We start from the raw sequence: 23,925 nt of genomic DNA on the forward strand, positions 1-23,925 counted from the left end.
AGCCCGTCTCGAATCCGCCGCCGCCTCCCCCGCGCCAATGCGCAAGGGTGAAATGACGCGCGTGGCGATTCTGGATGCCGCACTGGAATTGTCGTCCCGCGACGGGCTCGAAGGTCTGACCATCGGGCTGCTCGCGGAACGCATGCAGATGAGCAAGAGCGGTGTCTTCGCGCATTTCGGTTCGCGCGAAGACCTGCAGGTGGAGGTGGTGCGGGAGTATCACCGCCGGTTCGAGCAGGAGGTGTTCTATCCCTCGCTGCAGGAGCCGCGCGGACTGCCCCGGCTGTGGTCGATGGTGCGGCGCTGGATGGAGAAGCGCATCCAGGAAGTGACGACTGGATGCATCTACATCAGCGGCGCCGTGGAGTACGACGACCGTGCCGGCAGCCTGGTGCGTGACGAACTGGTCAAGAGCGTCACCATCTGGCGGGCAGCGCTCACGCGCGCCATCAACCAGGCGCGGGAGGAAGGGCACCTGCGCGCGGACTGCGATCCGCGCCTGATGCTGTTCGAGATGTACAGCCTTGAACTAGGCTTGCATCATGACGCCCGTTTCCTGCGCCTGCCTGACAGTGCCGAGCTTGCCATGGTCGCGCTCAACAAACTGATTCAGTCTTACCGTACCTGAGGTCGCCCCAGTCGGACCGTATCGCGCAAGCGGGACGGGCGGCGTGGCGGCATCGCACAACTCCAAGGAGTCTCAGATGGGCCAGTACACCGCACCGTTGCGCGACATGCAGTTCGTGCTCCATGAACTGCTCGGCGCCGAAGCCGAACTCAAGGCGATGCCGCCGCACGCGGACATCGACGCGGACACCATCAACCAGGTCATCGAAGAAGCCGGCAAGTTCTGCTCGGACGTGGTATTCCCGCTCAACCAGGTGGGCGACCGCGAAGGCTGCACCTACGTCGGCGACGGCGTGGTCAAGGCCCCCACCGGCTTCAAGGAAGCCTACCAGCAGTACGTCGAAGCCGGCTGGCCGGCGCTCGCCTGCGATCCCGAATTCGGCGGCCAGGGCCTGCCGATCGTGATCAACAATGTGGTCTACGAGATGCTGAACTCGGCCGGCCAGGCCTGGACCATGTACCCGGGCCTGTCGCACGGCGCGTACGAGGCGCTGCACGCGCACGGCACGCCCGAACTGCAGCAGACCTACCTGCCCAAGCTGGTCTCGGGCGTGTGGACCGGCACCATGTGCCTGACCGAGCCGCACTGCGGCACCGACCTCGGCATCCTGCGTTCCAAGGCAGAGCCGCAGGCCGACGGTTCGTACCTGATCTCGGGCACCAAGATCTTCATCTCGGCCGGCGAGCACGACATGGCCGAGAACATCATCCACCTGGTGCTGGCACGCCTGCCGGACGCGCCGGGCGGCACCAAGGGCATCTCGCTGTTCGTGGTGCCCAAGTTCATCCCCGATGCCAATGGCAACCCGGGCGAGCGCAACGGCATCAAATGCGGCTCGATCGAGCACAAGATGGGCATCCACGGCAACGCCACCTGCGTGATGAACCTGGACGGCGCGCGCGGCTGGATGGTCGGCGAGCCCAACAAGGGCCTGAACGCCATGTTCGTGATGATGAACGCCGCCCGCCTGGGCGTGGGCGCGCAGGGCCTGGGCCTGACCGAAGTGGCGTACCAGAACTCGCTGGCCTACGCCAAGGACCGCCTGCAAATGCGCGCGCTGACCGGCCCGAAGGCGCCGGACAAGCCCGCCGACCCGATCATCGTGCACCCGGACGTGCGCCGCATGCTGCTGACGCAGAAGGCCTACGCCGAAGGCGGCCGCGCCTTCAGCTACTGGACCGCGCTGCAGATCGACCGCGAGCTGTCGCACCCTGACGAAGCCGTGCGCAAGCAGGCCGGCGACCTGGTCGCGCTGCTCACGCCGGTGATCAAGGCCTTCCTGACCGACAACGCTTTCACGTCCACCAACGAGGGCATGCAGGTGTTCGGCGGCCACGGCTATATCGCCGAGTGGGGCATGGAACAGTATGTGCGCGATGCGCGCATCAACATGATCTACGAAGGCACCAACACCATCCAGGCGCTGGACCTGCTGGGCCGCAAGATTCTGGGCGACATGGGCGCCAGGATGAAGGCCTTCGGCAAGATCGTGCAGGAGTTCGTTGAAGCCGAAGGCACCAACGAAGCCATGCAGGAGTTCATCAACCCGCTCGCCGACATTGGCGACAAGGTGCAGAAGCTCACCATGGAAATCGGCATGAAGGCGATGGGCAATGCCGACGAGGTGGGTGCCGCCGCGGTGCCGTACCTGCGCGTGGTGGGCCACCTGGTGTTCTCGTACTTCTGGGCCCGCATGGCCAAGATCGCGCTGGAGAAGGAAGGCAGCGGCGACAAGTTCTACACCGCCAAGCTGGCCACGGCACGCTTCTACTTTGCCAAGCTGCTGCCGGAAACCGCCGCCGAGATCCGCAAGGCGCGCGCCGGTTCGGCCACGCTGATGGCGCTGGACGCAGACCTGTTCTGAGTCGACTCTACCCGTCGTTCCCGGCCGGGAACGACGGCTTCGCATCTGTCTAACGCTCACTAATCCAGGAGCGAGCATGTCCAATTTCATCGTCAAGAAAGTCGCCGTGCTGGGTGCCGGCGTCATGGGGGCGCAGATCGCCGCCCACCTGATCAATGCACGCGTGCCCGTGGTGCTGTACGACCTGCCGGCCAAGGAAGGCCCCAAGAACGGCATCGCGCTGCGCGCCATCGAGAACCTGAAGAAGCTCTCGCCCGCGCCGCTGGGCATCAAGGAAGAGGCCGGCCTGATCCAGGCGGCCAACTATGAGGACGACATCGCGCTGCTCAAGGAATGCGACCTGGTGATCGAGGCGATCGCCGAGCGCATGGACTGGAAGCACGACCTGTACAAGAAGGTCGCGCCGCACCTGGCCTCGCACGCGATCTTCGCGACCAACACCTCGGGCCTGTCGATCACCGCGCTGTCCGACGGGTTTGATGCCGACCTGAAGTCACGCTTCTGCGGCGTGCACTTCTTCAACCCGCCGCGCTACATGCACCTGGTCGAGCTGATCCCGACCGCGACCACGCAGCCGCAGATCCTCGACCAGCTTGAAGCGTTCCTGACCACCACGCTCGGCAAGGGCGTGGTGCGCGCCAAGGACACGCCCAACTTCATCGCGAACCGCGTCGGCATCTTCTCGATCCTGGCGGTGTTTGCCGAAGCCGAGAAGTTCGGCATCCCGTTCGACGTGGTCGATGACCTGACCGGCTCCAAGCTGGGCCGCGCCAAGTCCGCCACCTTCCGCACCGCGGACGTGGTCGGCCTGGACACCATGGCGCACGTAATCAAGACCATGCAGGACACGCTGCACGACGACCCGTTCGCGCCTGTGTACAAGACCCCGGCCGTGCTCAAGGGCCTGGTCGACGCGGGCGCCCTGGGCCAGAAGACCGGCGCCGGCTTCTACAAGAAGGAAGGCAAGGCCATCAAGGTGCTCGACGCCAAGACCGGTCAGTATGTCGATGCCGGCAAGAAGGCCGACGAGATCGTGGTGCGCATGCTGAAGAAGGATGCGGCCGAGCGCATCAAGCTGCTGCGCGAGTCGACCAACCCGCAGGCGCAGTTCCTGTGGGCGGTGTTCCGCGACGTGTTCCACTACATCGCCGTGTACCTGGAGCAGATCGCCGGTTCCGCCGCCGATATCGACCTGGCGATCCGCTGGGGCTTCGGCTGGACCTCGGGTCCGTTCGAGGACTGGCAGTCGGCCGGCTGGAAGCAGGTGGCCGAGTGGGTCAAGGAAGACGTGGAAGCCTGCAAGGCGTTGTCGGCGGCGCCGCTGCCGGCATGGGTATTCGAGGGGCCGGTGGCAGAGAACCAGGGCGTGCACGCCGCCGCCGGTTCGTGGTCGCCGGCGACGCAGTCGTTCGTCGTGCGCAGCACGCTGCCGGTGTACCAGCGCCAGGCATTCCGTGCCGCGATCAAGGGCACTGCCGCGGCCGATCCGCGCAAGGCCGGCCGCACCGTCGAAGAGAACGACGCCGTGCGCATCTGGGTGAGCGAAGGCCAGGACGACGTGCTGGTCGTCTCGTTCAAGAGCAAGATGAACACCATCGGGCCGGACGTGATCGACGGCCTGACCCGCGCCATCGACCTGGCCGAAGCCGGTTACAAGGGCCTGGTGGTATGGCAGCCGACTTCGCTGCAACTGGGCGCGCCGGGTGGCCCGTTCTCCGCCGGCGCCAATCTGGAAGCGGCCATGCCCGCCTTCATGATGGGCGGCGCCAAGGGCATCGAGCCGTTCGTGAAGAAGTTCCAGGACGGCATGATGCGCGTGAAGTACGCCTCGGTGCCGGTGGTCTCCGCGGCGTCCGGCATTGCGCTGGGCGGCGGCTGCGAGCTGATGCTGCACTCGGCTTCGCGCGTGGCCGCACTGGAGACGTATATCGGCCTGGTCGAAGTGGGCGTGGGCCTGGTACCGGCCGGCGGCGGCCTGAAGGAAGCCGCGCTGGCAGCCGCGCGTGCTGCGCAGGCCGCGGGCAGTACCAACATCCTGCAGTTCCTGACCAGCCGCTTCCAGAGCGCGGCCATGGCCAAGGTCTCGGCTTCGGCGCTGGAAGCGCGCCAGATGGGCTACCTGCAGCCGTCCGACAAGATCGTCTTCAACGTGCATGAGCTGCTGTACGTGGCGCAGAACGAAGTGCGCGCGCTGGCCAACGCGGGCTACCGCGCGCCGCTGCCGACGCTGGTCCCGGTGGCTGGCCGCTCGGGCGTTGCCACCATCAAGGCATCGCTGGTCAATATGCGCGACGGCGGCTTTATCTCCGCACACGACTTCCTGATCGCCAGCCGCATTGCCGAAGCGGTGTGCGGCGGCGACGTCGAGGCCGGCTCGCTGGTGAGCGAGGACTGGCTCCTGGCGCTGGAGCGCAAGGCCTTTGTCGACCTGCTCGGCACCGGCAAGACGCAGGAGCGCATCATGGGCATGCTGCAGACCGGCAAGCCGGTGCGTAACTAACAGGGCAAGCGAGGAACCGACATCATGAAACAACTGCAAGACGCATATATCGTTGCGGCCACCCGCTCGCCGATCGGCAAGGCCCCGAAGGGCGCGTTCAAGAACACGCGCCCGGACGACCTGCTGGCCACCATCCTGAAGGCTGCCGTGGCGCAGGTGCCGAACCTGGACCCGAAGCTGATCGAAGACGCCATCGTCGGCTGCGCGATTCCTGAGGCGCAGCAGGGCCTGAACGTGGCGCGCATCGGCGCGCTGCTGTCGGGCCTGCCCAATACCGTGGGCGGCATCACCGTCAACCGCTTCTGCGCCTCGGGCGTGAGCGCGGTGGCGATGGCGGCCGACCGCATCCGCGTGGGCGAGTCCGACGTCATGATCGCCGCCGGCGTGGAATCGATGAGCATGGTGCCGATGATGGGCAACTCGCCGTCGATGTCGCCGGAAATCTTCACCCGCGACGAGAACGTGGGCATCGCCTACGGCATGGGCTTGACCGCCGAGAAGGTGGCGCAGCAATGGCAGGTCAGCCGCGAGGACCAGGATGCGTTCTCGCTGGCCTCGCATCAGAAGGCCATCGCCGCGCAGCAGGCCGGCGAGTTCAAGGACGAGATCACGCCGATCGAGATCGTCGAGCGCTTCCCCGACCTCGCCAGCGGCCAGGTCAACGTGAAGACGCGCACGATCTCGCTGGACGAAGGCCCGCGCCCGGAGACCTCGCTGGAAGGCCTGGGCAAGCTGCGCCCGGTGTTTGCCAACAAGGGCAGCGTCACCGCCGGCAACAGCTCGCAGACCTCTGACGGCGCCGGCGCGCTGATCCTGGTCTCGGAAAAGATCCTCAAGCAGTTCAACCTGGTGCCGCTGGCGCGCTTCGTCTCGTTCGCGGTGCGCGGCGTGCCGCCCGAGATCATGGGCATCGGCCCCAAGGAAGCGATTCCGGCGGCGCTGAAGGCCGCGGGCCTGACCCAGGACCAGCTCGACTGGATCGAACTGAACGAGGCCTTTGCCGCGCAGTCGCTGGCGGTGATGCGCGATCTGCAACTGGACCCGGCCAAGGTCAACTGCATGGGCGGCGCGATTGCGCTGGGCCACCCGCTGGGTGCCACCGGTGCGATCCGTTCGGCCACGGTGGTGCACGCGCTGCGCCGCCACAACCTGAAGTACGGCATGGTGACCATGTGCGTCGGCACGGGCATGGGCGCCGCAGGTATTTTCGAGCGCGTCTGAACGCGCCTGCGGGACGGTCCCTCGGGACTGTCCCGCCCTTCTGTCAGGTGAAGAAAGCAGTACCGGGGCTGCCGCCCGCCATGCGGGTCACCAGGTAGGGAGGAGACAATAATATGCAGGAGACAGCCATCCTGGCCGATGCCGCGTGCGATCTGCCGCGCGACGTCATGGCCCAGCTGAAGATCCATACCATTCCGTTCCGCATCCGCGCGGGCGAGCATTTCGTCGCCGATACGCGCGATGAAGACGCGCTACCCACGCTCTACCATCAATACCTGGTTGGCCGCCAGGACCACTACGCCGAATCGATCCCGCTGCTCGAGCGCGAGCTGGAAGAACACCTGCTGCGCAATGTAGTGGCCCATTGCGACCGCGCCATCCTGTTCACCATCGCCAGTTCGCGCAGTAAGCTGTATGCGCATGCCACCGGCGCGGTGATCGGTACCGTGGCGCGCAGCGTGCGCCTGCGCAAGGAAGCCGGGCGCACCGGCCTGTTCGACCTGACCGTAGTCGACACCGGCGCGATCGGGCCGGGCCAGGCGCTGATCGTGCGCGAAGCCGCGCGCATGGCCGCCGCCGGCGCCAGCCCGCAGGCGGTGCGGGAAGCGGTCGAGACGCGCCTGCGCGACGCCGCCCATATGTTCCTGGTGCCCGACGAGCTGCTCTACATGTACACGCGCGCGCGCCAGAAGGGCGAGGGCAGCATCACCTGGGGGCGCTATGTGATGGGCAGCGCCTTCAATATCCGCCCGGTGGTGCGCATGCACCGCGGGCACACCGGCGCCATCGCCAGGGCGCGCGGCTCCGAGGAGGGAGCGCGCCGCGTGCTGCAGCATGCCGAGCAGTGCATCCGCGGCGGCGACCTGATGGTCCCGGCGATCTCCGTCTGCTATGCCGGCCCGCTCGACGCCGTGCGCGCGATGCCGGCCTTCCAGTCGCTGGAGCGCACCGCGCGCAGCCAGGGCGTGGAACTGATGCTGGCGCCGATGAGCCTGACGGTGGCGCTGAATGTCGGTGCGCGCGCGTTCGGGCTGAGCTATCTTTCCGAGTCGCCGCCGCCTTTTGAATAACCCTCCAAGCAATGCATCCACAGACGAGGACACCATGAGCATCCGCACCGGCATCGAGCAGGGCATCCTGACCATCGAGTTCGACCGCATCGACAAGAAGAACGCCATCACCGCGGCGATGTACCAGGCCATGGCCGACGCGCTGCGCGCGGCCGAGACCGACCGCAACGTGCGCGCCATCCTGCTGCGCGGCAAGCCCGAGATCTTTACCGCCGGCAACGACCTGGAAGACTTCATGCAGCGCCCGCCTAGCGCGGGCGATGGCGCCGAGCAGGCGCCGGTGTTCCAGTTCCTCTACCAGATCAGCCACGCCACCAAGCCGATCGTGGCAGCCGTCAGCGGTGCCGCGGTCGGGGTGGGCACCACCATGCTGCTGCATTGCGACCTGGTCTATGCGTCCGATACGGCCAAGCTGTCGCTGCCGTTCGTGCAGCTGGGCCTGTGCCCCGAGGCGGCCTCGAGCCTGCTGCTGCCGCGGCTGGTCGGCTACCAGCGCGCGGCCGAGAAGCTGCTGCTGGGCGAGGCTTTCAGCGCGCAGGAGGCGCTGGAGATCGGGCTGGTGACGCGGGTGCTGTCGGTGGCCGAGCTGCACGACTTTGCGCTGCAGCAGGCGCGCAAGCTGGCGGCCCTGCCGGCGTCTTCACTGCGCGAGACCAAGCGGCTGATGAAGGCGGGCGATGTGGCGGCTGTGGAAAAGCAGATGGCCGAGGAGGGCGCGGTGTTCCGGAAGATGCTGGTGGCGCCGGAGGCGAAAGAGGCGTTTGCTGCCTTCTTCCAGAAGCGCAAGCCGGATTTTACGAAGTTTGAGTAAGCCGGCCGGAGCCCCGGAAAGGAATAAAAGAAGCCGCCTGCGTTACGCGCAGACGGCTTTTTGCATTCGGGGGCGAGGCGCTCAAGCCGACGGCAACACCCGCGGCTGCCGCGATTCATCTGTCGCCACATACGTCAGCGTGGCCTCCGTAACCTTGACGATCTCATTGCTGTGGCGCATCCGTTGCGCATAGACCTCGACCGACACCGTGATCGAGGTACGGCCGGTCTTGACGATGTCCGCATAAAAGCTGACCAGGTCGCCAACGAACACCGGATGCTTGAACAGGAAGGAGTTGACCGCGACGGTGGCCACGCGGCCCTGGGCGCGTTCCACCGCCGGGATCGAGCCGGCGATATCCACCTGCGCCATGATCCAGCCGCCGAAAACGTCGCCGTGCACATTGGCGTCGGCGGGCATGGGCACTACGCGCAGAGCGGGATTCTTGCCGGCGGGCAGGGCTGGGACGGTGTGGGGAGCGTTCATGACGGTGTGTGGTGGACTGCGGAAGGGGCGGGGCGCGGCGAAAGACCCTTCGCCTGCCACGTAATGCGAACTCTGCGACAATCGCGCATTGGCCCGAATTCTAACGTATGCGCCGCTATTCCACGACCGCTGAGCCGGCCCCCGCTCCTGCTTCAAACACGCTCTTTCCCGGTCAGCGCGCGCCCCGCAGCGACTGGCAGACGGTGCGCAACCTGCTGCCCTATGTCTGGCACTACAAGTGGCGCGTGATGCTGGCGCTGGCGTGCCTGGTGTCGGCCAAGGTGGCCAACCTGGGCGTGCCGGTGCTGATGAAGCAGCTGATCGACAGCATGAACCTGCAGCCGGGCGACCCGCGCGCGCTGCTGGCCGTGCCGGTCGGGCTGATCGTCGCCTACGGGCTGCTGCGGCTGTCGGCGACGCTGTTCACCGAGTTGCGGGAGATGCTCTTTTCCAAGGTCACGCAGAGCGCGGTGCGCGAGATCGCGCTGCAGGTGTTCCGGCACTTGCACGCGCTGTCGCTGCGCTTCCACCTGGACCGGCAGACCGGCGGCATGAGCCGCGACATCGAGCGCGGCACCCGCGGCATCCAGTCGCTGATCTCGTATTCGCTGTACAGCATCCTGCCCACGCTGGTGGAGATGGGGCTGGTGATCGGCTTCTTTATCCTGCACTACGACATCTGGTTCGCGGCCATCACCGGTTGCGCGCTGGTGGGCTATATCGTCTTCACCATTGTGGTGACGGAATGGCGCACGCATTTCCGCCGCCGCATGAACGAGCTGGATTCGCGCGCCAACCAGAAGGCGATCGATTCCCTGCTCAACTTCGAGACGGTCAAGTACTTCGGCAATGAAGAGTATGAGGCGCAGCGCTACGACGAGAACCTGCGCAAGTACCGCACCGCGGCGATCCGCTCGCAGAATTCGCTGTCGTTCCTGAACTTCGGCCAGCAGACCATCATCGCATTGGGGCTGATCCTGATCCTGTGGCGCGCCACCGTGGGCGTGGTCGACGGCAAGCTCACGCTGGGCGACCTGGTGCTGGTCAATACGCTGATGATCCAGCTCTATATCCCGCTGAACTTCCTCGGCGTGATCTACCGCGAGATCAAGCAGGCCACCACCGACATGGACCGCATGTTCGTGCTGCTGGGCACCAACCAGGAGGTGGCCGACGCGCCTGATGCGAAGCCGCTGCAGGTCAACGGCGCGCAGGTGCGCTTCAGCGGCGTGCGCTTCAGCTATGAGCCGGACCGGCTGATCCTGGACGGCGTGGATTTCACCATCGCGGCGGGCACCACCACCGCGGTGGTCGGGCACAGCGGCTCGGGCAAGTCGACGCTGGCGCGGCTGTTGTTCCGCTTCTACGACGTCAACGGCGGCGCCATCGAGATCGACGGCCAGGATATCCGCGCGATCACGCAGGACAGCCTGCGCCGCGCCATCGGTATCGTGCCGCAGGACACGGTGCTGTTCAACGACAGCATCTTCTACAACATCGCCTACGGCCGGCCCGACGCCAGCCGCGACGAGGTCATCGCCGCCGCGCGCGCCGCGCAGATCGACAGCTTCATCCGCGAGCTGCCGCAGGGCTACGACACCCCGGTGGGCGAGCGCGGCCTGAAGCTGTCCGGCGGCGAGAAGCAGCGCGTGGCGATCGCGCGCACGTTGCTGAAGAACCCGCCGGTGCTGGTCTTCGACGAAGCCACCTCGGCGCTGGATTCACGCACCGAGCAGGCGATCCAGGCCGAGCTGATGCGGCTGGCGCAGAACCGCACCACGCTGCTGATCGCGCACCGGCTGTCCACCGTCGTGCATGCCGACCAGATCCTGGTGATGGACCACGGCCGCATCGTCGAGCGCGGCACCCATGCCGAGCTGATGCGCGCGCGTGGCCGCTACGCCGAGATGTGGGACATCCAGGCGCGCGCCGCCGCCAAGGGCGGCGAAGCCGTGGGCGCGGATGCGCTGGCACTCGACGTTGGCGACGCCACGCAGGACGCCTGACGGGACTGCATTCTCCTGCATCCGCGTGCACCAAGGGGCGGCGGGCATTGTCGACAATCATTGCCGACGATGCCGATGCGGCAATCGCCTCGCACGATTTTGGTTCGGCAATCGCTTGCGGGCACGCCCTGAAACGGAGCTTCAAAACCTGGCACGTCCCTTGCGGACGAATCCCTCCGAGATCACGATCCACGGAGAGATTCCATGCCTCATTTCCACGCTGCGCCAGTGTCCCCCGGTGTTTGTGCCGCTGCCGCCGGGAACACTGACAATGCCGGCACGCGCGCGGCCCGCATCACGGCACGGCGCCGCCTGCTGAAGCTCGGCGTGATGATCGGCACCAGCCTGGTGCTGTCGACACAATTCACCGGCGCGGCCCACGCGCAGGCTGCACCAACCAAGGTCCGCTTCCAGCTCGACTGGCGCTTCGAAGGGCCGGCGGCGCTGTTCCTGCTAGGCGAGCAGAAGGGCTACTACAAGGCCGAGAAGCTCGATGTCTCGATCGACGCCGGCAACGGCTCGGGCAACGTGGTCAACCGCGTGGCCTCGGGCACGTACGACATGGGCTTCGCCGACATGTCGTCGGTGATGGAGTTCTACGGCAACAACCCCGACGCCAAGAACAAGCCGGTGGCCGTGATGATGGTCTACAACAACACGCCCGCGGCCGTCCTGGCGCTGAAGAAGTCCGGCATCCGCGCGCCGAAGGACCTCGCCGGCAAGCGCATGGGCGCGCCGGTGTTCGACGCCGGCCGCCGCGCCTTCCCGATCTTCGCCAAGGCCAACGGCCTGCAGCCGTCCTCGTTCAACTGGCAGGCGATGGACCCGACGCTGCGCGAGACCATGCTCACGCGCGGCGACCTCGATGCCATCACCGGGTTCTCGTTCACCTCGATCCTGAACCTGAACGCGCGCGGCGTGAAGGATGAAGACATGGTGGTGCTGCCGTACCCGCAGTTCGGCGTGAAGCTGTACGGCAACGCGGTGATCGCCTCCGAGGAGTTCATTAAGAAGAACCCCGAGGCGGTGAAGGCCTTCCTGCGCGCCTTCAGCAAGTCGGCGCGCGACGTGATCGCGCGGCCGGAAGAGGGCATCAAGGCGGTCAAGGCGCGCGACGGCATCATCGACGAAAAGCTGGAAGTGCGCCGGCTCAAGCTTGCGCTGGACAGCGTGGTCAAGTCGCCGGACGCGAAGGCCGAGGGTTTCGGGCGCATCAGCAAGCCGCGCCTGTCGCTGATGGCCTCGCAGGTGGCCGATGCCTTCGGCACCAAGGGCCGCATCAACCCCGATGCGCTGTGGACCGACGCGTTCCTGCCCAGCGCGGCCGAACTGGATGTGCTGCGATGATGACGCGCCAGGCTGCCTTCATGCCCGCGTCCGGCGGCAGTGCCGCGCCCGCCGCGCCCGCGGCCGCTGAACCCTTTGTCGATTTCAACCGGGTCTGGCTGGCCTATAACGACGAGCTGGCGCACAAGGGCGAGTTCGCGGTCGAGGACATCTCACTGCAGGTGGCGCCGGGTGAGTTCATTGCCATCGTCGGCCCGTCCGGCTGCGGCAAGTCCACCTTCATGAAGCTGGCGACGGGGCTCAAGCCGGCCACGCGCGGCATCGTGAAAATCGCCGGCCAGAAGGTGACCGGCCCGCTCAAGCAGGTCGGCATGGCCTTCCAGGCGCCCACGCTGCTGCCGTGGCGCACCACGCTGGACAACGTGATGCTGCCGCTGGAGATCGTCGAGCCGTATCGCTCCACCCTGCGCGCACGTCGCGACGAGTACATCGAGCGCGCCCGCAAGCTGCTGCATACGGTGGGCCTGGCCGGCTACGAGGACAAATACCCGTGGCAGCTGTCCGGCGGCATGCAGCAGCGCGCCTCGATCTGCCGCGCGCTGATCCACGAGCCGCGCATGCTGCTGCTGGACGAGCCCTTCGGCGCGCTCGACGCCTTTACCCGCGAGGAGCTCTGGTGCGTGCTGCGCGACCTGTGGCAGGCGCAGCGCTTCAACGTGATCCTGGTCACGCACGACCTGCGCGAGGCCGTGTTCCTGGCCGACACCGTCTACGTGATGAGCCAGCGCCCGGGCCGCATCCTGATGCGCAAGGAGATTGACCTGCCGCGCCCGCGCGACCTGGAACTGACCTATACCGAGCCCTTTGCCGACCTGGTGCACGTGTTGCGCGAAAAGATCGGCCATGTGCGGCAACACTAAGGCAACCCAACGATGATGACTCTGACTTCCGCGCAAGAGCGCCGCGTGCAGCGCGTGGCGCCCTGGCTGCTGCTGGCGGCGGTGCTGCTGCTGTGGCAGGGCGCGTGCATGGCCTTCGGCGTGTCCGACTTCATCCTGCCGACGCCGTCGGCGATCGTGGCCTCGCTGGTGGAATATGCCGGCGTGATCGCCGGCCATGCGTGGCGCACCTTCTGGACCACCATGGTGGGCTTCGGCGTGGCCATCGCCGTGGGCGTGCTGCTGGGGCTGGCAATGGGCTCGTCGCGGCTGCTCTATGCCGCCAGCTATCCGCTGATGACGGCCTTCAACGCGCTGCCCAAGGCCGCCTTCGTGCCGATCCTGGTGGTGTGGTTCGGCTTGGGCGCCGGCCCGGCGATCCTGACCGCGTTCCTGATCTCGTTCTTCCCGATCATGGTCAATATCGCCACCGGGCTGGCCACGCTGGAGCCGGAGCTGGAAGACGTGCTGCGCGTGCTGGGCGCCAAACGGCGCGACGTGCTGTTCAAGGTCGGGCTGCCGCGCGCGATGCCGTATTTCTTCGCCTCGCTGAAGGTGGCGATCACGCTGGCCTTTGTCGGCACCACGGTGTCGGAGATGAACGCCGCCAACGAAGGCATCGGCTACCTGCTGGTGTCGGCCGGCTCGGCCATGAAGATGCCGCTGGCCTTTGCCGGGCTGGTGGTAATCGCGGTGATGGCGATGGCGATGTACGAGCTGTTTGCGGTGGTCGAGAAGCGCATGACGGGCTGGGCACATCGCGGCTGACGGCTTGCTGCCGGGCAGGTGACGCGCAGGTGACGGAAAGCCCGGCGCGGGTGGATAATCCGCGTCATGGAAATCAAATGGCTTGAAGACTTCGTCAGCTTGGCCGAGACGCACAGCTTCTCGCGCTCGGCCGAACTGCGCCACGTCACGCAGCCCGCGTTCTCGCGCCGCATCCAGTCGCTGGAGGCGTGGGTCGGCACCGAGCTGATCGACCGCTCGAGCTACCCCACCAGCCTGACCCCGGCCGGCAAGGTGTTCTACGAGCAGGCGCTGGCCATGCTGGCGCAGGTCAGCGAGACCCGCGCGCTGATGCGCGGCCAGCGCTCGGCCAACGCCCAGGTGCTGGAGTTCGCGGTGCCGCATACGCTGTCGCTGACCTTCTTCCCGGAATGGCTCAAGGCGCTGGAGCGCAGGATCGGCACGCTGCCGTGCCGGCTGCGCGCGCTCAACGTCCACGACGCGGTGCTGATGCTGGTGGAGGGCGGCTGCGACCTGGTGATGGTCTACCACCATGCGCGCCAAGCGATCCAGCTGGATCCAGCCCGGTACGACATGCTGGTGCTTGGTACCGAGCGGCTGTCGCCCTACAGCGTGCCGGACGCCGCCGGCAAGCCGCAGTTCCGGCTGCCCGGCACTGACAAGAAGCCGGTGCCCTTCCTCAGCTACACGCCCAACGCCTTCCTCGGCCGCATGGTCGACCTGCTGCTGGCCGACACCTCCGAGGCGCTCAAGCTCGACAAATGCTACGAGACCGACATGGCCGAGGCGCTCAAGGTGATGGCGCTGGCCGGCCACGGCATGGCCTTCCTGCCCGAAAGCGCGGTGCGCGAGGACGTGGCCGCGGGCCGGCTGGTGCGGGCCGAGTCGGCGCGCGGGCTGCCGCTGTCGATCGACATGGAAATCCGGCTGTACCGCGAGCGCCCGGGCGAGAACGGCAACGAACGCCGCGCCGGGGCACGGCGCAAGCGCCAGCTGGTCGATCAGGTGTGGTCGACCTTGTCAGCGGCCCAGTCCGCCCAGCCGGCCGGTGCCCCGGTTTCCGCCAGATGACAAGGTTATGCAGGTTTTGCATGACCGGATGAGCAAACGGCATTGGATTCGGGCGGGGCGCCACCCCTAAGCTTGCGGGCATTCTTCACACCGGAACCAACCGATGTCTTCCGCAGCACCGACCAATATTGCTGGCCAAAAGCACGCACTCCCGTCTTACCTCAATGCCGACAATCTCGGCCCCTGGGGCATCTACCTGCAGCAGGTCGACCGTGTCACGCCTTACCTGGGCTCGCTGGCACGCTGGGTCGAAACCCTCAAGCGCCCCAAGCGCGCGATGATCGTCGACGTTCCCATCGAACTGGATAACGGCACCATTGCCCATTTCGAGGGCTATCGCGTGCAGCACAACCTGTCGCGCGGCCCGGGCAAGGGCGGCGTGCGCTTCCACCAGGACGTGACCCTGTCCGAGGTGATGGCGCTGTCGGCCTGGATGTCGGTGAAGAATGCCGCGGTCAACGTGCCCTACGGCGGTGCCAAGGGCGGCATCCGCGTCGATCCGCGCACGCTCTCGCACGCCGAACTGGAACGCCTGACGCGCCGCTACACCAGCGAAATCAACATCATCATCGGGCCGAGCAAGGATATTCCGGCGCCGGACGTGAACACCAACGCCCAGGTCATGGCCTGGATGATGGACACGTACTCGATGAACTCCGGCAGCACGGCCACCGGCGTGGTGACCGGCAAGCCGATCTCGCTGGGCGGCTCGCTCGGCCGTCACGAAGCCACCGGCCGCGGCGTGTTCGTGGTCGGCTCCGAAGCCGCGCGCAATATCGGCCTGGAAATCAAGGGCGCGCGCGTGGCTGTGCAGGGCTTCGGCAACGTGGGTGCCGTGGCCGCCAAGCTGTTCCATGAGGCCGGCGCCAAGGTGGTGGCGGTGCAGGACCACCGCACCACGCTGTTCGACCCGGCCGGCCTGGACGTGCCGGCGATGATGGAATACGCCTCGCACAGCGGCACCATCGAAGGCTTCCGCGGCGAAGTCCTGCGTACCGCGCAGTTCTGGGAAGTCGACTGCGACATCCTGATCCCGGCCGCGCTGGAAGGCCAGATCACGGCCGAGAACGCGCCGCAGATAAAGGCCCGCCTGGTGATCGAGGGCGCCAACGGCCCGACCACCCCGGAAGCGGACGACATCCTGCGCGAGCGCAATATCCTGGTGGCCCCGGACGTGATCGCCAACGCTGGCGGCGTGACCGTGTCCTACTTCGAATGGGTGCAGGATTTCTCGAGCTTCTTCTGGACCGAGGAAGAGATCAACCAGCGCCTGGTACGGATCATGCAAGAAGCCTTCCGGGCAATCTGGCAAGTGGCACAGGACAACAAGGTGACCCTGCGCACGGCGGCGTTTATCGTGGCCTGTACGCGGATCCTGCAGGCGCGCGAGATGCGCGGCCTGTATCCCTGATCGGCAGGCACAGGAAAGCCGGGACGAGGCACTGCCATGGTGCAATGCAGCAATCGTCCCGGCACCCCTGGTCATGACCGCCAGACGCGGTCTCCGGCTAGCGCCGGAGACCGCGTTGTCGTATCCGGATGCCGTGCGCAGTGATTGCCCTGAAGTGGGCTTCTAGGAGAAAACCCAGTTGTATTGCGGCGGATGCTGCGCAATACTGTGTCATCAGTGGGGGTTTTGTCTCTAGAATCCCGCTTTCTCTTCATGGTCAAGGAGATGTTATGAATTTTGCCAAGTTGGCTGCCCTGATGATTGCCGCGGGCGTGATGTGCGGGACGGCACAGGCAGCTGAACAACTGACGGGCACGCTGAAGAAGATCAAGGACACCGGCGTCATCACGCTGGGCGTGCGCGAGTCGTCGATTCCGTTCAACTACAACCTGGGCGGCGTGCGGCAAGTCGGCTATTCCTACGATATCAACATGAAGATCGTGGAAGCCATCAAGGACCAGCTGAAGCTGCCGAACCTGCAGGTCAAGGAAATCCCGATCACCTCGCAGAACCGCATCACGCTGCTGCAGAACGGCACCATCGACATCGAGTGCGGCTCCACCACCAACAACCTGGAACGCCAGAAGCAGGTTGCGTTCACCAACTCCATCTTCATCATCGGCACGCGCATCATGGTGAAGAAGGATGCCGGCATCAAGGACTGGGCCGACCTGAAGGGCAAGAACATCGTCACCACCGCCGGCACCACGTCGGAGCGCCTGCTGCGCAAGATGAACGATGACCAGAAGCTGGGCATGAACATCATCAGCACCAAGGACCACGGCCAGTCGTTCCTGACGCTGGAATCGGGCCGCGCGGTCGCGTTCATGATGGACGACGCGCTGCTGTACGGCGAGCGTGCCAAGGCGAAGAACCCGGCCGACTGGATCGTGGTGGGCAAGCCGCAATCGCGCGAGTCCTATGGCTGCATGATCCGCAAGGACGATCCGCAGTTCAAGAAGCTGTCCGATACCGTGATCACCGGCATGATGAAGGACGGTTCGGTCAACACCCTGTACACCAAGTGGTTCATGCAACCGGTGCCGCCGAAGGGCCTCAACCTGGACTTCCCGCTGTCTGAAGACATGAAGGTGCTGATCAAGGCGCCGAACGACAAGGCGCTGGACTGACCTGCCGTTGACAGCAGTGTGAAACGGAAGGCATGTCCTTCCGTTTCTTTTTGAGGACGCAACATGAACTACAACTGGCATTGGGGAGTCTTCCTCGAACAGGCCGCCCAGAACGAGACCTACCTGGACTGGATGATCTCGGGCCTGAAGGTGACGCTCGCGCTGGGGCTCTCGTCCTGGGTCATCGCCCTGGTCATCGGCTCGGTGCTCGGCGTGCTGCGCACCGTGCCCAACAAGTGGCTGGCGGGCATCGCCGCCACCTATGTGGAAATCTTCCGCAACATCCCGCTGCTGGTGCAGCTGTTCATCTGGTATTTCGTCGCGCCCGAGCTGCTGCCCGGCGGCGAGGCGATCAAGCAGATGAACCCGTTCGCGCAGCAGTTCCTGGCCGCCATGCTGTGCCTGGGCACCTTCACCGCCGCGCGGGTCTGCGAGCAGGTGCGCTCGGGCATCAACTCGCTGGCGCGCGGGCAGATGAACGCCGGCCTGGCGATGGGCTTCACGCTGCCGCAGACGTACCGCCACGTGCTGCTGCCGATGGCGTTCCGCGTGATCGTGCCGCCGCTGACTTCTGAGTTCCTGAACATCTTCAAGAACTCGGCGGTGGCGTCGACCATCGGCCTGCTGGAACTGGCGGCGCAGGGCCGGCAACTGGTGGACTACACCGCGCGCCCATATGAATCGTTCATCGCGGTCACGCTGATGTACGCGCTGATCAACGTGACGGTGATGCTGATCATGCGCTGGGTGGAAGCCCGCACGCGCGTGCCCGGCTTCATCGGCGGCAAGTAAGGGGGCGCCATGGCTTATTCCTTCGATTTCACCTCCATCACCCCTGCCACGCTTCATGTCCTGGGTGAGGGCATGATGGTCTCTCTCAAGATCACCGTCACCGCGGTGGTGGTGGGCATTGTCTGGGGCACCATCCTGGCGATGATGCGGCTGTCGTCGTTCAAGCTGCTGAACTGGTTTGCGCAGGGGTATGTGACCATCTTCCGTTCCATCCCGCTGGTGATGGTGCTGCTGTGGTTCTTCCTGATCATCCCGCAGGTGCTGCAGAACCTGTTCAACCTGTCGCCGGCGACCGACCTGCGCATGACGTCCGCGCTGGTGGCCTTTGCGCTGTTCGAGGCCGCGTACTACTCGGAAATCATCCGCGCGGGCATCCAGAGCGTGTCGCGCGGGCAGATGTTCGCGGCGCAGGCGATGGGCATGACCTATGGCCAGTCGATGCGGCTGGTGATCCTGCCGCAGGCGTTCCGCAACATGGTGCCGCTGCTCCTGACGCAAGGGATCATCCTGTTCCAGGATACGTCGCTGGTCTACGTCAGCGCGCTGGCCGACTTCTTTGGCCAGGCCTATGGCGTCGGCGAACGTGACGGCCGCATCGTCGAGATGCTGCTGTTCGCCGGCCTGGTGTACTTCGTTATCTGCTTCTCCGCTTCGCTGCTGGTCAAGCGTTACCAGAAAAAGGTGGCTGTATGATCGAAATCAACAATGTCTCCAAGTGGTACGGTGCCTTCCAGGTGCTGACCGACTGCACCACCAAGGTCGCCAAGGGTGAAGTGGTGGTGGTGTGCGGCCCGTCCGGGTCGGGCAAGTCCACGCTGATCAAGACCGTCAATGCGCTTGAGCCGTTCCAGAAGGGCGATATCCTGGTCGACGGCACCTCGGTGGGCAATCCCAAGACCAACCTGCCCAAGCTGCGTTCGCGCGTGGGCATGGTGTTCCAGAACTTCGAGCTGTTCCCGCACCTGTCGATCACCGAGAACCTGACCATCGCGCAGATGAAGGTGCTCGGCCGCTCAAAGGAAGAGGCGCTGGCCAAGGGCCTGAAGTACCTGGACCGCGTGGGCCTGAAGAGCCAGGCGGAGAAGTACCCCGGTCAGCTGTCGGGCGGCCAGCAGCAGCGCGTGGCGATTGCGCGCGCGCTGTCGATGGATCCGATCTGCATGCTGTTCGACGAACCGACTTCGGCGCTGGACCCGGAGATGGTCAACGAAGTGCTGGACGTGATGGTGCAGCTGGCCCAGGAAGGCATGACCATGATGTGCGTGACCCACGAAATGGGCTTCGCGCGCAAGGTGGCCAACCGCGTGATCTTCATGGACCAGGGCAAGATCGTCGAGGACTGCGAGAAGGAGGAGTTCTTCGGCAATATCGAACACCGCTCCGAGCGCGCGCGCCAGTTCCTGTCGAAGATTTTGCATCACTGATCGGCCTGGCAGGGCAAGCAAGAAGGGACGCCTCGGCGTCCCTTTTTTTTCGTTCTGATGTCTCAGGTGCAGGTCGTGTTGGCCGCGTTCTTCGCCTGCACTTCCGGCGGGATCGGCACCGTCAGCGTCATGGTCGGGCGCCCGTCCTCGAACATGATCAGCTCGCCCGGGGCGAAGCGGGTCCAGGTCTCGTTGTCGGTCAGCGGCTGGGTGGCGATCACCGCCACGCGGTCGTCCGGCGTGGTGACCTGGGCGAAGTCGATCGACAGGTCGGCATCGATCAGGTGCGCGGTCGAGAACGGCCACTGCCGCACGATGTAGTACAGGTGCGTGGAGCAATGCGCGAACTGGGCCTGGCCGTTGCACAGCAGGTAGTTGAACACGCCGTGCAGCGTGATCTCGCGGGTGATGTCGGCCAGCGCATGGCACAACTCGTTCAGCGGCGGCTGCGAACCCGGGAAGCGCTTGCGCAGGCCCTGCATTAGCGTGCAGAAGGCCAGTTCGCTGTCGGTGTCGCCCACCGGCTGGTAGACGCCGGACAGGAACGGGGTGAAGCCCTTCAGGTCGCCGTTATGGGCAAAGATCCAGTGGCGGCCCCACAGTTCGCGCATGAAGGGGTGGCAGTTCTCCAGCAGCACGGTGCCTTGCGTGGCCTTGCGGATATGCGAGATGACGTTCTTGGACTTGATCGGGTAGCGCTTGATCAGGTCTGCCACCGGCGAGGTGCCGGCGGACTGGTTGTCGATAAACAGGCGGCAGGCCTTGTCCTCGAAGAAGGCGACACCGAAGCCGTCGGCGTGATGGTCGGTCAGGCCACCGCGCGCGGCAAAGCCGGTGAAGGAGAACGTCACGTCGGTCGGCGTGGCGCAGTTCATGCCTAGCAGCTGGCACATATCGGGGCACCGGTCGGCAGCGGGCTGCCGCTTTGCAATAGAATGCAGACATTATCCCGCGCACCCGGGCCGCTGCCAAGCAGCGTCGGCCGGGCCGCGCGCGGCGACCGGCCATCCTGCACGTATCTCCCCAATAACCATGCGCCAATACAAGATCGCCGTGATTCCCGGAGACGGAATCGGCACGGAAGTCATGCCCGAGGGCATCCGCGTGATGGACGCCGCGGCGCGGCGCTTCGGTATCGACTTCCAGTGGGACCACTTCGACTTTTCCAGCTGCGACTACTACGCCCGCCACGGCAAGATGCTGCCGGACGACTGGTTCGACACGCTGGTCAAGTACGACGCCATCTACTTCGGCGCGGTGGGCTGGCCTGATGCCGTGCCTGACCACGTCTCGCTGTGGGGCTCGCTGCTGCAGTTCCGGCGCTCGTTCGACCAGTACGTGAACCTGCGCCCGGTGCGGCTGATGCCCGGCATCAGGAGCCCGCTGGCCGGCCGCAAGCCTGGCGATATCGACTTTTATGTGGTGCGCGAGAACACCGAGGGTGAATACTCCAGCATCGGCGGGCGCATGTTTCCGGGCACCGAGCGCGAGATCGTGGTGCAGGAAACCGTGATGAGCCGCACCGGCGTCGACCGCATCCTGAAGTTTGCCTTCGAGCTGGCGCAGAAGCGGCCCAGGAAGCACCTGACATCGGCGACCAAGTCCAATGGCATCTCGATCACCATGCCGTACTGGGACGAGCGCGTCGAGGCGATGGCGGCCAGCTACCCCGGCATCAAGGTCGACAAGTATCACATCGACATCCTGACCGCGCATTTCGTCCAGCATCCGGACTGGTTCGACGTGGTGGTGGCCAGCAACCTGTTCGGCGACATCCTGTCCGACCTGGGGCCAGCCTGCACTGGCACCATCGGCATCGCGCCGTCGGGCAATATCAACCCGGACCGCACCTTCCCCAGCCTGTTCGAGCCGGTGCACGGCTCGGCCCCGGATATTGCCGGGCGCGGCGTGGCCAACCCGATCGGCCAGATCTGGTGCGGCGCCATGATGCTGGAGCATCTGGGCCATGAAGCCGCCGGCGCTGCCGTGCTGGGTGCGATCGAGAAGGTGCTGGCCGCGGGCCCCGAACACGCGCCGCTGACGCGCGACATCGGCGGCAAGGCCGGCACGGCCGACCTGGGCCAGGCTATCGCGGAGGCGCTGTGAGCACGGCGGGCGCGGGCGAGCCGCGCGTACTCCTGCTGGACAGCTTCCACGCCGCCGTGGCGGCCGCCGATCCGCTGCAGATCGTAGCGCAGCACCTGCCGCCCCCGCACGCGGGCGGCCGCACGCTGGTGGTGGGCGCGGGCAAGGCCGCGGCGTCGATGGCCGCGGCGGTCGAGCGTGCCTATGCGGGCAAGGCCACGCTGGAAGGGCTGGTGGTCACGCGCTACGCCCACGGGCTGCCGACCGACCATATCCGCGTTATCGAGGCCGGCCACCCCGTGCCCGACGAGGCCGGCGAGCAGGCCGCCGCCGATATCCTGGCCAGCGTGCAGTTGCTGACGCCGCAGGACCGGCTGCTGGTGCTGGTGTCGGGCGGCGGCTCCAGCCTGCTGTCGCTGCCGGCCGAAGGCATCCCCATGGCTGACCTTAAGGCCACCACCCGGGAACTGCTGCGCTGTGGCGCGCCGATCACCGAGATGAATATCGTGCGCAAGCATGTCTCGCGCATCCAGGGCGGGCGGCTGGCGCAGGCAAGCCGTGCGCCGGTGACCACGCTGATCGTCTCGGACGTGGCCGGCGACGATCCCAGCGCGATCGCCTCGGGCCCGACCGTGGCCGACCCGAGCACCTTTGCCGATGCGCTGGAGATCCTGCGCCGCTGGGGCGCGCAGGTGCCGGCCAGCGTGCAGGCCCACCTGGAGCGCGGCGCCCGCGGCGAGGTGTCGGAGACGCCCAAGCCGGGCGACGCGCTGTTCGCCCAGGTCGACAACCGCATGATCGCCACCGCCCATGGCAGCCTGCAGGCGGCTGCGGCGCTGTTCCGCGAACGCGGCATCACGCCGGTGGTGCTGGGCGATACCGTGACCGGCGAAGCGCGCGAAGTGGCCCGCGTCTACGCTGCGCTGGTGCGCGAGATTCGCGCGTACAATGCGCCGTTCGCCGCGCCCGTGGTGCTGATTTCCGGAGGTGAGTGCACGGTCACTTTGCCTGCCGGCGGTGGCGCCGCAAAGGCACGGGGCGGGCGTTGCTCCGAATTCCTGCTGTCGCTGGCGGTCGAGCTTGACGGCATGCCTGGCGTGCACGCGATCGCGGCCGACACCGACGGCATCGACGGTTCGGAGGACAATGCCGGTGCGCTGGCCGATCCGACCACGCTGGCGCGTGCCGCGGCCGCCGGCCTGCCGGGACTGCGCCAGCTGGACGCGCACGACGCCTGGGGCCTGTTCGATGCCATCGGCGACCTGGTGGTCACCGGCCCGACGCGCACCAATGTGAACGACTACCGCGCCATCCTGATTCTCTGATTTCGACGAACGCCAGCCGCCGCCGCGGCAGGCCCAAGCTAGCCATGACCCAGAAGCTCACCATCACCCGCCCGGACGACTGGCACCTGCACCTGCGCGACGGCGCGGCCCTGGCCGCCGTGCTGCCCGACACCGCGCGCCAGTTCGCACGCGCCATCATCATGCCCAACCTGAAGCCGCCCGTGACCACGGTGGCGCAGGCGCAGGCCTACCGTGCCCGCATCCTGGCGGCGCTGCCGGCCGGCCTGCAGTTCGAGCCGCTGATGACGCTGTACCTGACCGACAACACCACGGCCGAAGAAATCGCCGCGGCCAAGGCCAGCGGCTTCGTGCACGGCGTCAAGCTGTACCCGGCCGGCGCCACCACCAACAGCGACGCCGGCGTGACCGATATCCGCCGCTGCTACCCGGCGCTGGAAGCGATGCAGCGCGCGGGCCTGCCGCTGCTGGTGCACGGCGAGGTGACCGACCCCAGCATCGACATCTTCGATCGCGAAGCCGTCTTTATCGACCGCGTGATGACGCCGCTGCGCCGCGACATGCCCGAGCTGAAGGTGGTGTTCGAGCACATCACCACCAAGGACGCGGCCGAATACGTGCGCGACGCCAGCGGCCCGGTGGGCGCCACCATCACCGCGCACCACCTGCTCTACAACCGCAACGCCATCTTCACCGGCGGTATCCGCCCGCACTACTACTGCCTGCCGGTGCTCAAGCGCGAGACCCATCGCGAGGCCCTGGTGGCGGCCGCGGTCTCGGGCAGCCCGCGCTTCTTCCTGGGCACCGACAGCGCGCCGCACGCGCGCGGGCTGAAGGAACACGCCTGCGGCTGCGCCGGCTGCTATACCGCGCTGCATGCGATGGAGCTGTATGCCGAGGCCTTCGACGCCGCCGGCGCGCTGGACAAGCTGGAAGCCTTTGCCAGCTTCAACGGTCCGGCCTTCTACGGCCTGCCGCGTAACACCGGTACCCTGACGCTGGAGCGAGAGGACTGGGAACTGCCGGCCGAGCTGCCCTATGGCGACACCACGCTGGTGCCGCTGCGCGGCGGCGAGACGCTGCGCTGGAAGGCCCGCTAAACCCTGCTGGG

The 23,925-nt window shown here is 66.3% G+C and carries 21 protein-coding genes; 19 read left to right on the forward strand and 2 right to left on the reverse strand.

Features of this window, described 5'->3' with window-relative positions:
* The first annotated feature begins 37 nt into the window (after nt 1-37).
* The 6 genes from AC3WL8_RS09115 (at nt 38) to AC3WL8_RS09140 (ending at nt 8,094) form a co-directional block, all read left to right on the forward strand.
* On the forward strand, nt 38-628 hold the full coding sequence (locus AC3WL8_RS09115; protein WP_026201385.1) for a TetR/AcrR family transcriptional regulator: 591 nt from the start codon (nt 38-40) through the stop codon (nt 626-628).
* Between the two features lie 76 nt (nt 629-704).
* Nucleotides 705-2,492 (forward strand): acyl-CoA dehydrogenase C-terminal domain-containing protein, encoded by a 1,788-nt coding sequence (locus AC3WL8_RS09120; RefSeq protein WP_041227732.1) that lies wholly within the window; start codon nt 705-707, stop codon nt 2,490-2,492.
* A 76-nt stretch (nt 2,493-2,568) separates the two neighbouring features.
* The gene (locus AC3WL8_RS09125) at nt 2,569-4,992 is read left to right on the forward strand and encodes a 3-hydroxyacyl-CoA dehydrogenase/enoyl-CoA hydratase family protein (protein WP_211980706.1); all 2,424 of its coding nucleotides are present in this window, start codon (nt 2,569-2,571) and stop codon (nt 4,990-4,992) included.
* 21 nt (nt 4,993-5,013) lie between these two features.
* Nucleotides 5,014-6,213 carry an acetyl-CoA C-acyltransferase gene (locus AC3WL8_RS09130; protein WP_211982106.1) on the forward strand — a complete coding sequence of 400 codons (1,200 nt, stop codon included), beginning with the start codon at nt 5,014-5,016 and terminating at the stop codon, nt 6,211-6,213.
* Between the two features lie 113 nt (nt 6,214-6,326).
* On the forward strand, nt 6,327-7,283 hold the full coding sequence (locus AC3WL8_RS09135) for a DegV family protein (protein WP_492378170.1): 957 nt from the start codon (nt 6,327-6,329) through the stop codon (nt 7,281-7,283).
* Nucleotides 7,284-7,317: 34 nt separating this feature from the next.
* Nucleotides 7,318-8,094: an enoyl-CoA hydratase gene (locus AC3WL8_RS09140; RefSeq protein WP_211980708.1), complete on the forward strand. Its 777-nt coding sequence runs from the start codon at nt 7,318-7,320 to the stop codon at nt 8,092-8,094.
* 81 nt (nt 8,095-8,175) lie between these two features.
* Here the strand turns inward: AC3WL8_RS09140 and AC3WL8_RS09145 are convergent, their stop codons facing one another.
* On the reverse strand, nt 8,176-8,580 hold the full coding sequence (locus AC3WL8_RS09145) for an acyl-CoA thioesterase (protein ID WP_013955553.1): 405 nt from the start codon (nt 8,578-8,580) through the stop codon (nt 8,176-8,178).
* Nucleotides 8,581-8,687: 107 nt separating this feature from the next.
* Here AC3WL8_RS09145 and AC3WL8_RS09150 point away from each other — a divergent pair, with 107 nt between their 5' ends.
* The 10 genes from AC3WL8_RS09150 to AC3WL8_RS09195 all read left to right on the forward strand — a co-directional run bounded on the left by AC3WL8_RS09150 (nt 8,688) and on the right by AC3WL8_RS09195 (nt 19,425).
* Nucleotides 8,688-10,586, forward strand: coding sequence for an ABCB family ABC transporter ATP-binding protein/permease (locus AC3WL8_RS09150; RefSeq protein WP_013955554.1), 1,899 nt, complete (start codon nt 8,688-8,690; stop codon nt 10,584-10,586).
* Nucleotides 10,587-10,790: 204 nt separating this feature from the next.
* Nucleotides 10,791-11,933 (forward strand): ABC transporter substrate-binding protein, encoded by a 1,143-nt coding sequence (locus AC3WL8_RS09155; protein ID WP_194946770.1) that lies wholly within the window; start codon nt 10,791-10,793, stop codon nt 11,931-11,933.
* Nucleotides 11,930-12,793, forward strand: coding sequence for an ABC transporter ATP-binding protein (locus AC3WL8_RS09160; RefSeq protein WP_153953238.1), 864 nt, complete (start codon nt 11,930-11,932; stop codon nt 12,791-12,793). The genes AC3WL8_RS09155 and AC3WL8_RS09160 overlap by 4 nt, the downstream gene beginning before the upstream one ends.
* Nucleotides 12,794-12,805: 12 nt before the next feature.
* The gene (locus AC3WL8_RS09165) at nt 12,806-13,579 is read left to right on the forward strand and encodes an ABC transporter permease (RefSeq protein WP_013955557.1); all 774 of its coding nucleotides are present in this window, start codon (nt 12,806-12,808) and stop codon (nt 13,577-13,579) included.
* 66 nt (nt 13,580-13,645) lie between these two features.
* Nucleotides 13,646-14,629 (forward strand): LysR substrate-binding domain-containing protein, encoded by a 984-nt coding sequence (locus AC3WL8_RS09170; protein ID WP_013955558.1) that lies wholly within the window; start codon nt 13,646-13,648, stop codon nt 14,627-14,629.
* Nucleotides 14,630-14,732: 103 nt separating this feature from the next.
* Complete coding sequence (locus tag AC3WL8_RS09175; RefSeq protein ID WP_013955559.1) at nt 14,733-16,040, forward strand: Glu/Leu/Phe/Val family dehydrogenase; 1,308 nt, start codon at nt 14,733-14,735, stop codon at nt 16,038-16,040.
* 269 nt (nt 16,041-16,309) lie between these two features.
* Nucleotides 16,310-17,209: a glutamate/aspartate ABC transporter substrate-binding protein gene (locus AC3WL8_RS09180; protein ID WP_492378171.1), complete on the forward strand. Its 900-nt coding sequence runs from the start codon at nt 16,310-16,312 to the stop codon at nt 17,207-17,209.
* Between the two features lie 63 nt (nt 17,210-17,272).
* Nucleotides 17,273-18,001, forward strand: coding sequence for an amino acid ABC transporter permease (locus tag AC3WL8_RS09185; protein WP_013955561.1), 729 nt, complete (start codon nt 17,273-17,275; stop codon nt 17,999-18,001).
* A 9-nt stretch (nt 18,002-18,010) separates the two neighbouring features.
* Nucleotides 18,011-18,694, forward strand: a complete 684-nt coding sequence (gene gltK, locus AC3WL8_RS09190; protein WP_211980712.1) for a glutamate/aspartate ABC transporter permease GltK — start codon at nt 18,011-18,013, stop codon at nt 18,692-18,694.
* Nucleotides 18,691-19,425: an amino acid ABC transporter ATP-binding protein gene (locus tag AC3WL8_RS09195; RefSeq protein ID WP_013955563.1), complete on the forward strand. Its 735-nt coding sequence runs from the start codon at nt 18,691-18,693 to the stop codon at nt 19,423-19,425. The genes gltK and AC3WL8_RS09195 overlap by 4 nt, the downstream gene beginning before the upstream one ends.
* Nucleotides 19,426-19,487: 62 nt before the next feature.
* Here the strand turns inward: AC3WL8_RS09195 and AC3WL8_RS09200 are convergent, their stop codons facing one another.
* A complete protein-coding gene (locus tag AC3WL8_RS09200) occupies nt 19,488-20,318 on the reverse strand; it encodes a class II glutamine amidotransferase (protein ID WP_013955564.1) in 831 nt (276 codons plus the stop codon).
* Between the two features lie 139 nt (nt 20,319-20,457).
* On the opposite strand from AC3WL8_RS09200, the gene AC3WL8_RS09205 reads away from it, so the two are divergent.
* Genes AC3WL8_RS09205 through pyrC form a run of 3 tightly spaced genes read left to right on the forward strand, consistent with a single transcriptional unit; the run spans nt 20,458 to nt 23,914 of the window.
* Entirely contained in the window at nt 20,458-21,531 is a 1,074-nt protein-coding gene (locus tag AC3WL8_RS09205; RefSeq protein ID WP_013955565.1) for a tartrate dehydrogenase, read from the forward strand.
* Nucleotides 21,528-22,835 (forward strand): glycerate kinase type-2 family protein, encoded by a 1,308-nt coding sequence (locus AC3WL8_RS09210; RefSeq protein WP_492378172.1) that lies wholly within the window; start codon nt 21,528-21,530, stop codon nt 22,833-22,835. The genes AC3WL8_RS09205 and AC3WL8_RS09210 overlap by 4 nt, the downstream gene beginning before the upstream one ends.
* A gap of 44 nt (nt 22,836-22,879) precedes the next feature.
* Complete coding sequence (gene pyrC, locus AC3WL8_RS09215) at nt 22,880-23,914, forward strand: dihydroorotase (protein ID WP_011614536.1); 1,035 nt, start codon at nt 22,880-22,882, stop codon at nt 23,912-23,914.
* Nucleotides 23,915-23,925: the final 11 nt, after the last annotated feature.

It is taken from the genome of Cupriavidus sp. FW305-F7 (assembly GCF_058782875.1).

Coding starts and splice junctions, on each gene's coding strand:
- AC3WL8_RS09115 (WP_026201385.1), top strand. CDS start 38: ATGCGCAAGGGTGAAATGACGCGCGTGGCGATTCTGGATGCCGCACTG.
- AC3WL8_RS09120 (WP_041227732.1), top strand. CDS start 705: ATGGGCCAGTACACCGCACCGTTGCGCGACATGCAGTTCGTGCTCCAT.
- AC3WL8_RS09125 (WP_211980706.1), top strand. CDS start 2,569: ATGTCCAATTTCATCGTCAAGAAAGTCGCCGTGCTGGGTGCCGGCGTC.
- AC3WL8_RS09135 (WP_492378170.1), top strand. CDS start 6,327: ATGCAGGAGACAGCCATCCTGGCCGATGCCGCGTGCGATCTGCCGCGC.
- AC3WL8_RS09140 (WP_211980708.1), top strand. CDS start 7,318: ATGAGCATCCGCACCGGCATCGAGCAGGGCATCCTGACCATCGAGTTC.
- AC3WL8_RS09145 (WP_013955553.1), bottom strand. CDS start 8,580: ATGAACGCTCCCCACACCGTCCCAGCCCTGCCCGCCGGCAAGAATCCC.
- AC3WL8_RS09150 (WP_013955554.1), top strand. CDS start 8,688: ATGCGCCGCTATTCCACGACCGCTGAGCCGGCCCCCGCTCCTGCTTCA.
- AC3WL8_RS09155 (WP_194946770.1), top strand. CDS start 10,791: ATGCCTCATTTCCACGCTGCGCCAGTGTCCCCCGGTGTTTGTGCCGCT.
- AC3WL8_RS09160 (WP_153953238.1), top strand. CDS start 11,930: ATGATGACGCGCCAGGCTGCCTTCATGCCCGCGTCCGGCGGCAGTGCC.
- AC3WL8_RS09165 (WP_013955557.1), top strand. CDS start 12,806: ATGATGACTCTGACTTCCGCGCAAGAGCGCCGCGTGCAGCGCGTGGCG.
- AC3WL8_RS09170 (WP_013955558.1), top strand. CDS start 13,646: ATGGAAATCAAATGGCTTGAAGACTTCGTCAGCTTGGCCGAGACGCAC.
- AC3WL8_RS09175 (WP_013955559.1), top strand. CDS start 14,733: ATGTCTTCCGCAGCACCGACCAATATTGCTGGCCAAAAGCACGCACTC.
- AC3WL8_RS09180 (WP_492378171.1), top strand. CDS start 16,310: ATGAATTTTGCCAAGTTGGCTGCCCTGATGATTGCCGCGGGCGTGATG.
- AC3WL8_RS09185 (WP_013955561.1), top strand. CDS start 17,273: ATGAACTACAACTGGCATTGGGGAGTCTTCCTCGAACAGGCCGCCCAG.
- gltK (WP_211980712.1), top strand. CDS start 18,011: ATGGCTTATTCCTTCGATTTCACCTCCATCACCCCTGCCACGCTTCAT.
- AC3WL8_RS09195 (WP_013955563.1), top strand. CDS start 18,691: ATGATCGAAATCAACAATGTCTCCAAGTGGTACGGTGCCTTCCAGGTG.
- AC3WL8_RS09200 (WP_013955564.1), bottom strand. CDS start 20,318: ATGTGCCAGCTGCTAGGCATGAACTGCGCCACGCCGACCGACGTGACG.
- AC3WL8_RS09205 (WP_013955565.1), top strand. CDS start 20,458: ATGCGCCAATACAAGATCGCCGTGATTCCCGGAGACGGAATCGGCACG.
- pyrC (WP_011614536.1), top strand. CDS start 22,880: ATGACCCAGAAGCTCACCATCACCCGCCCGGACGACTGGCACCTGCAC.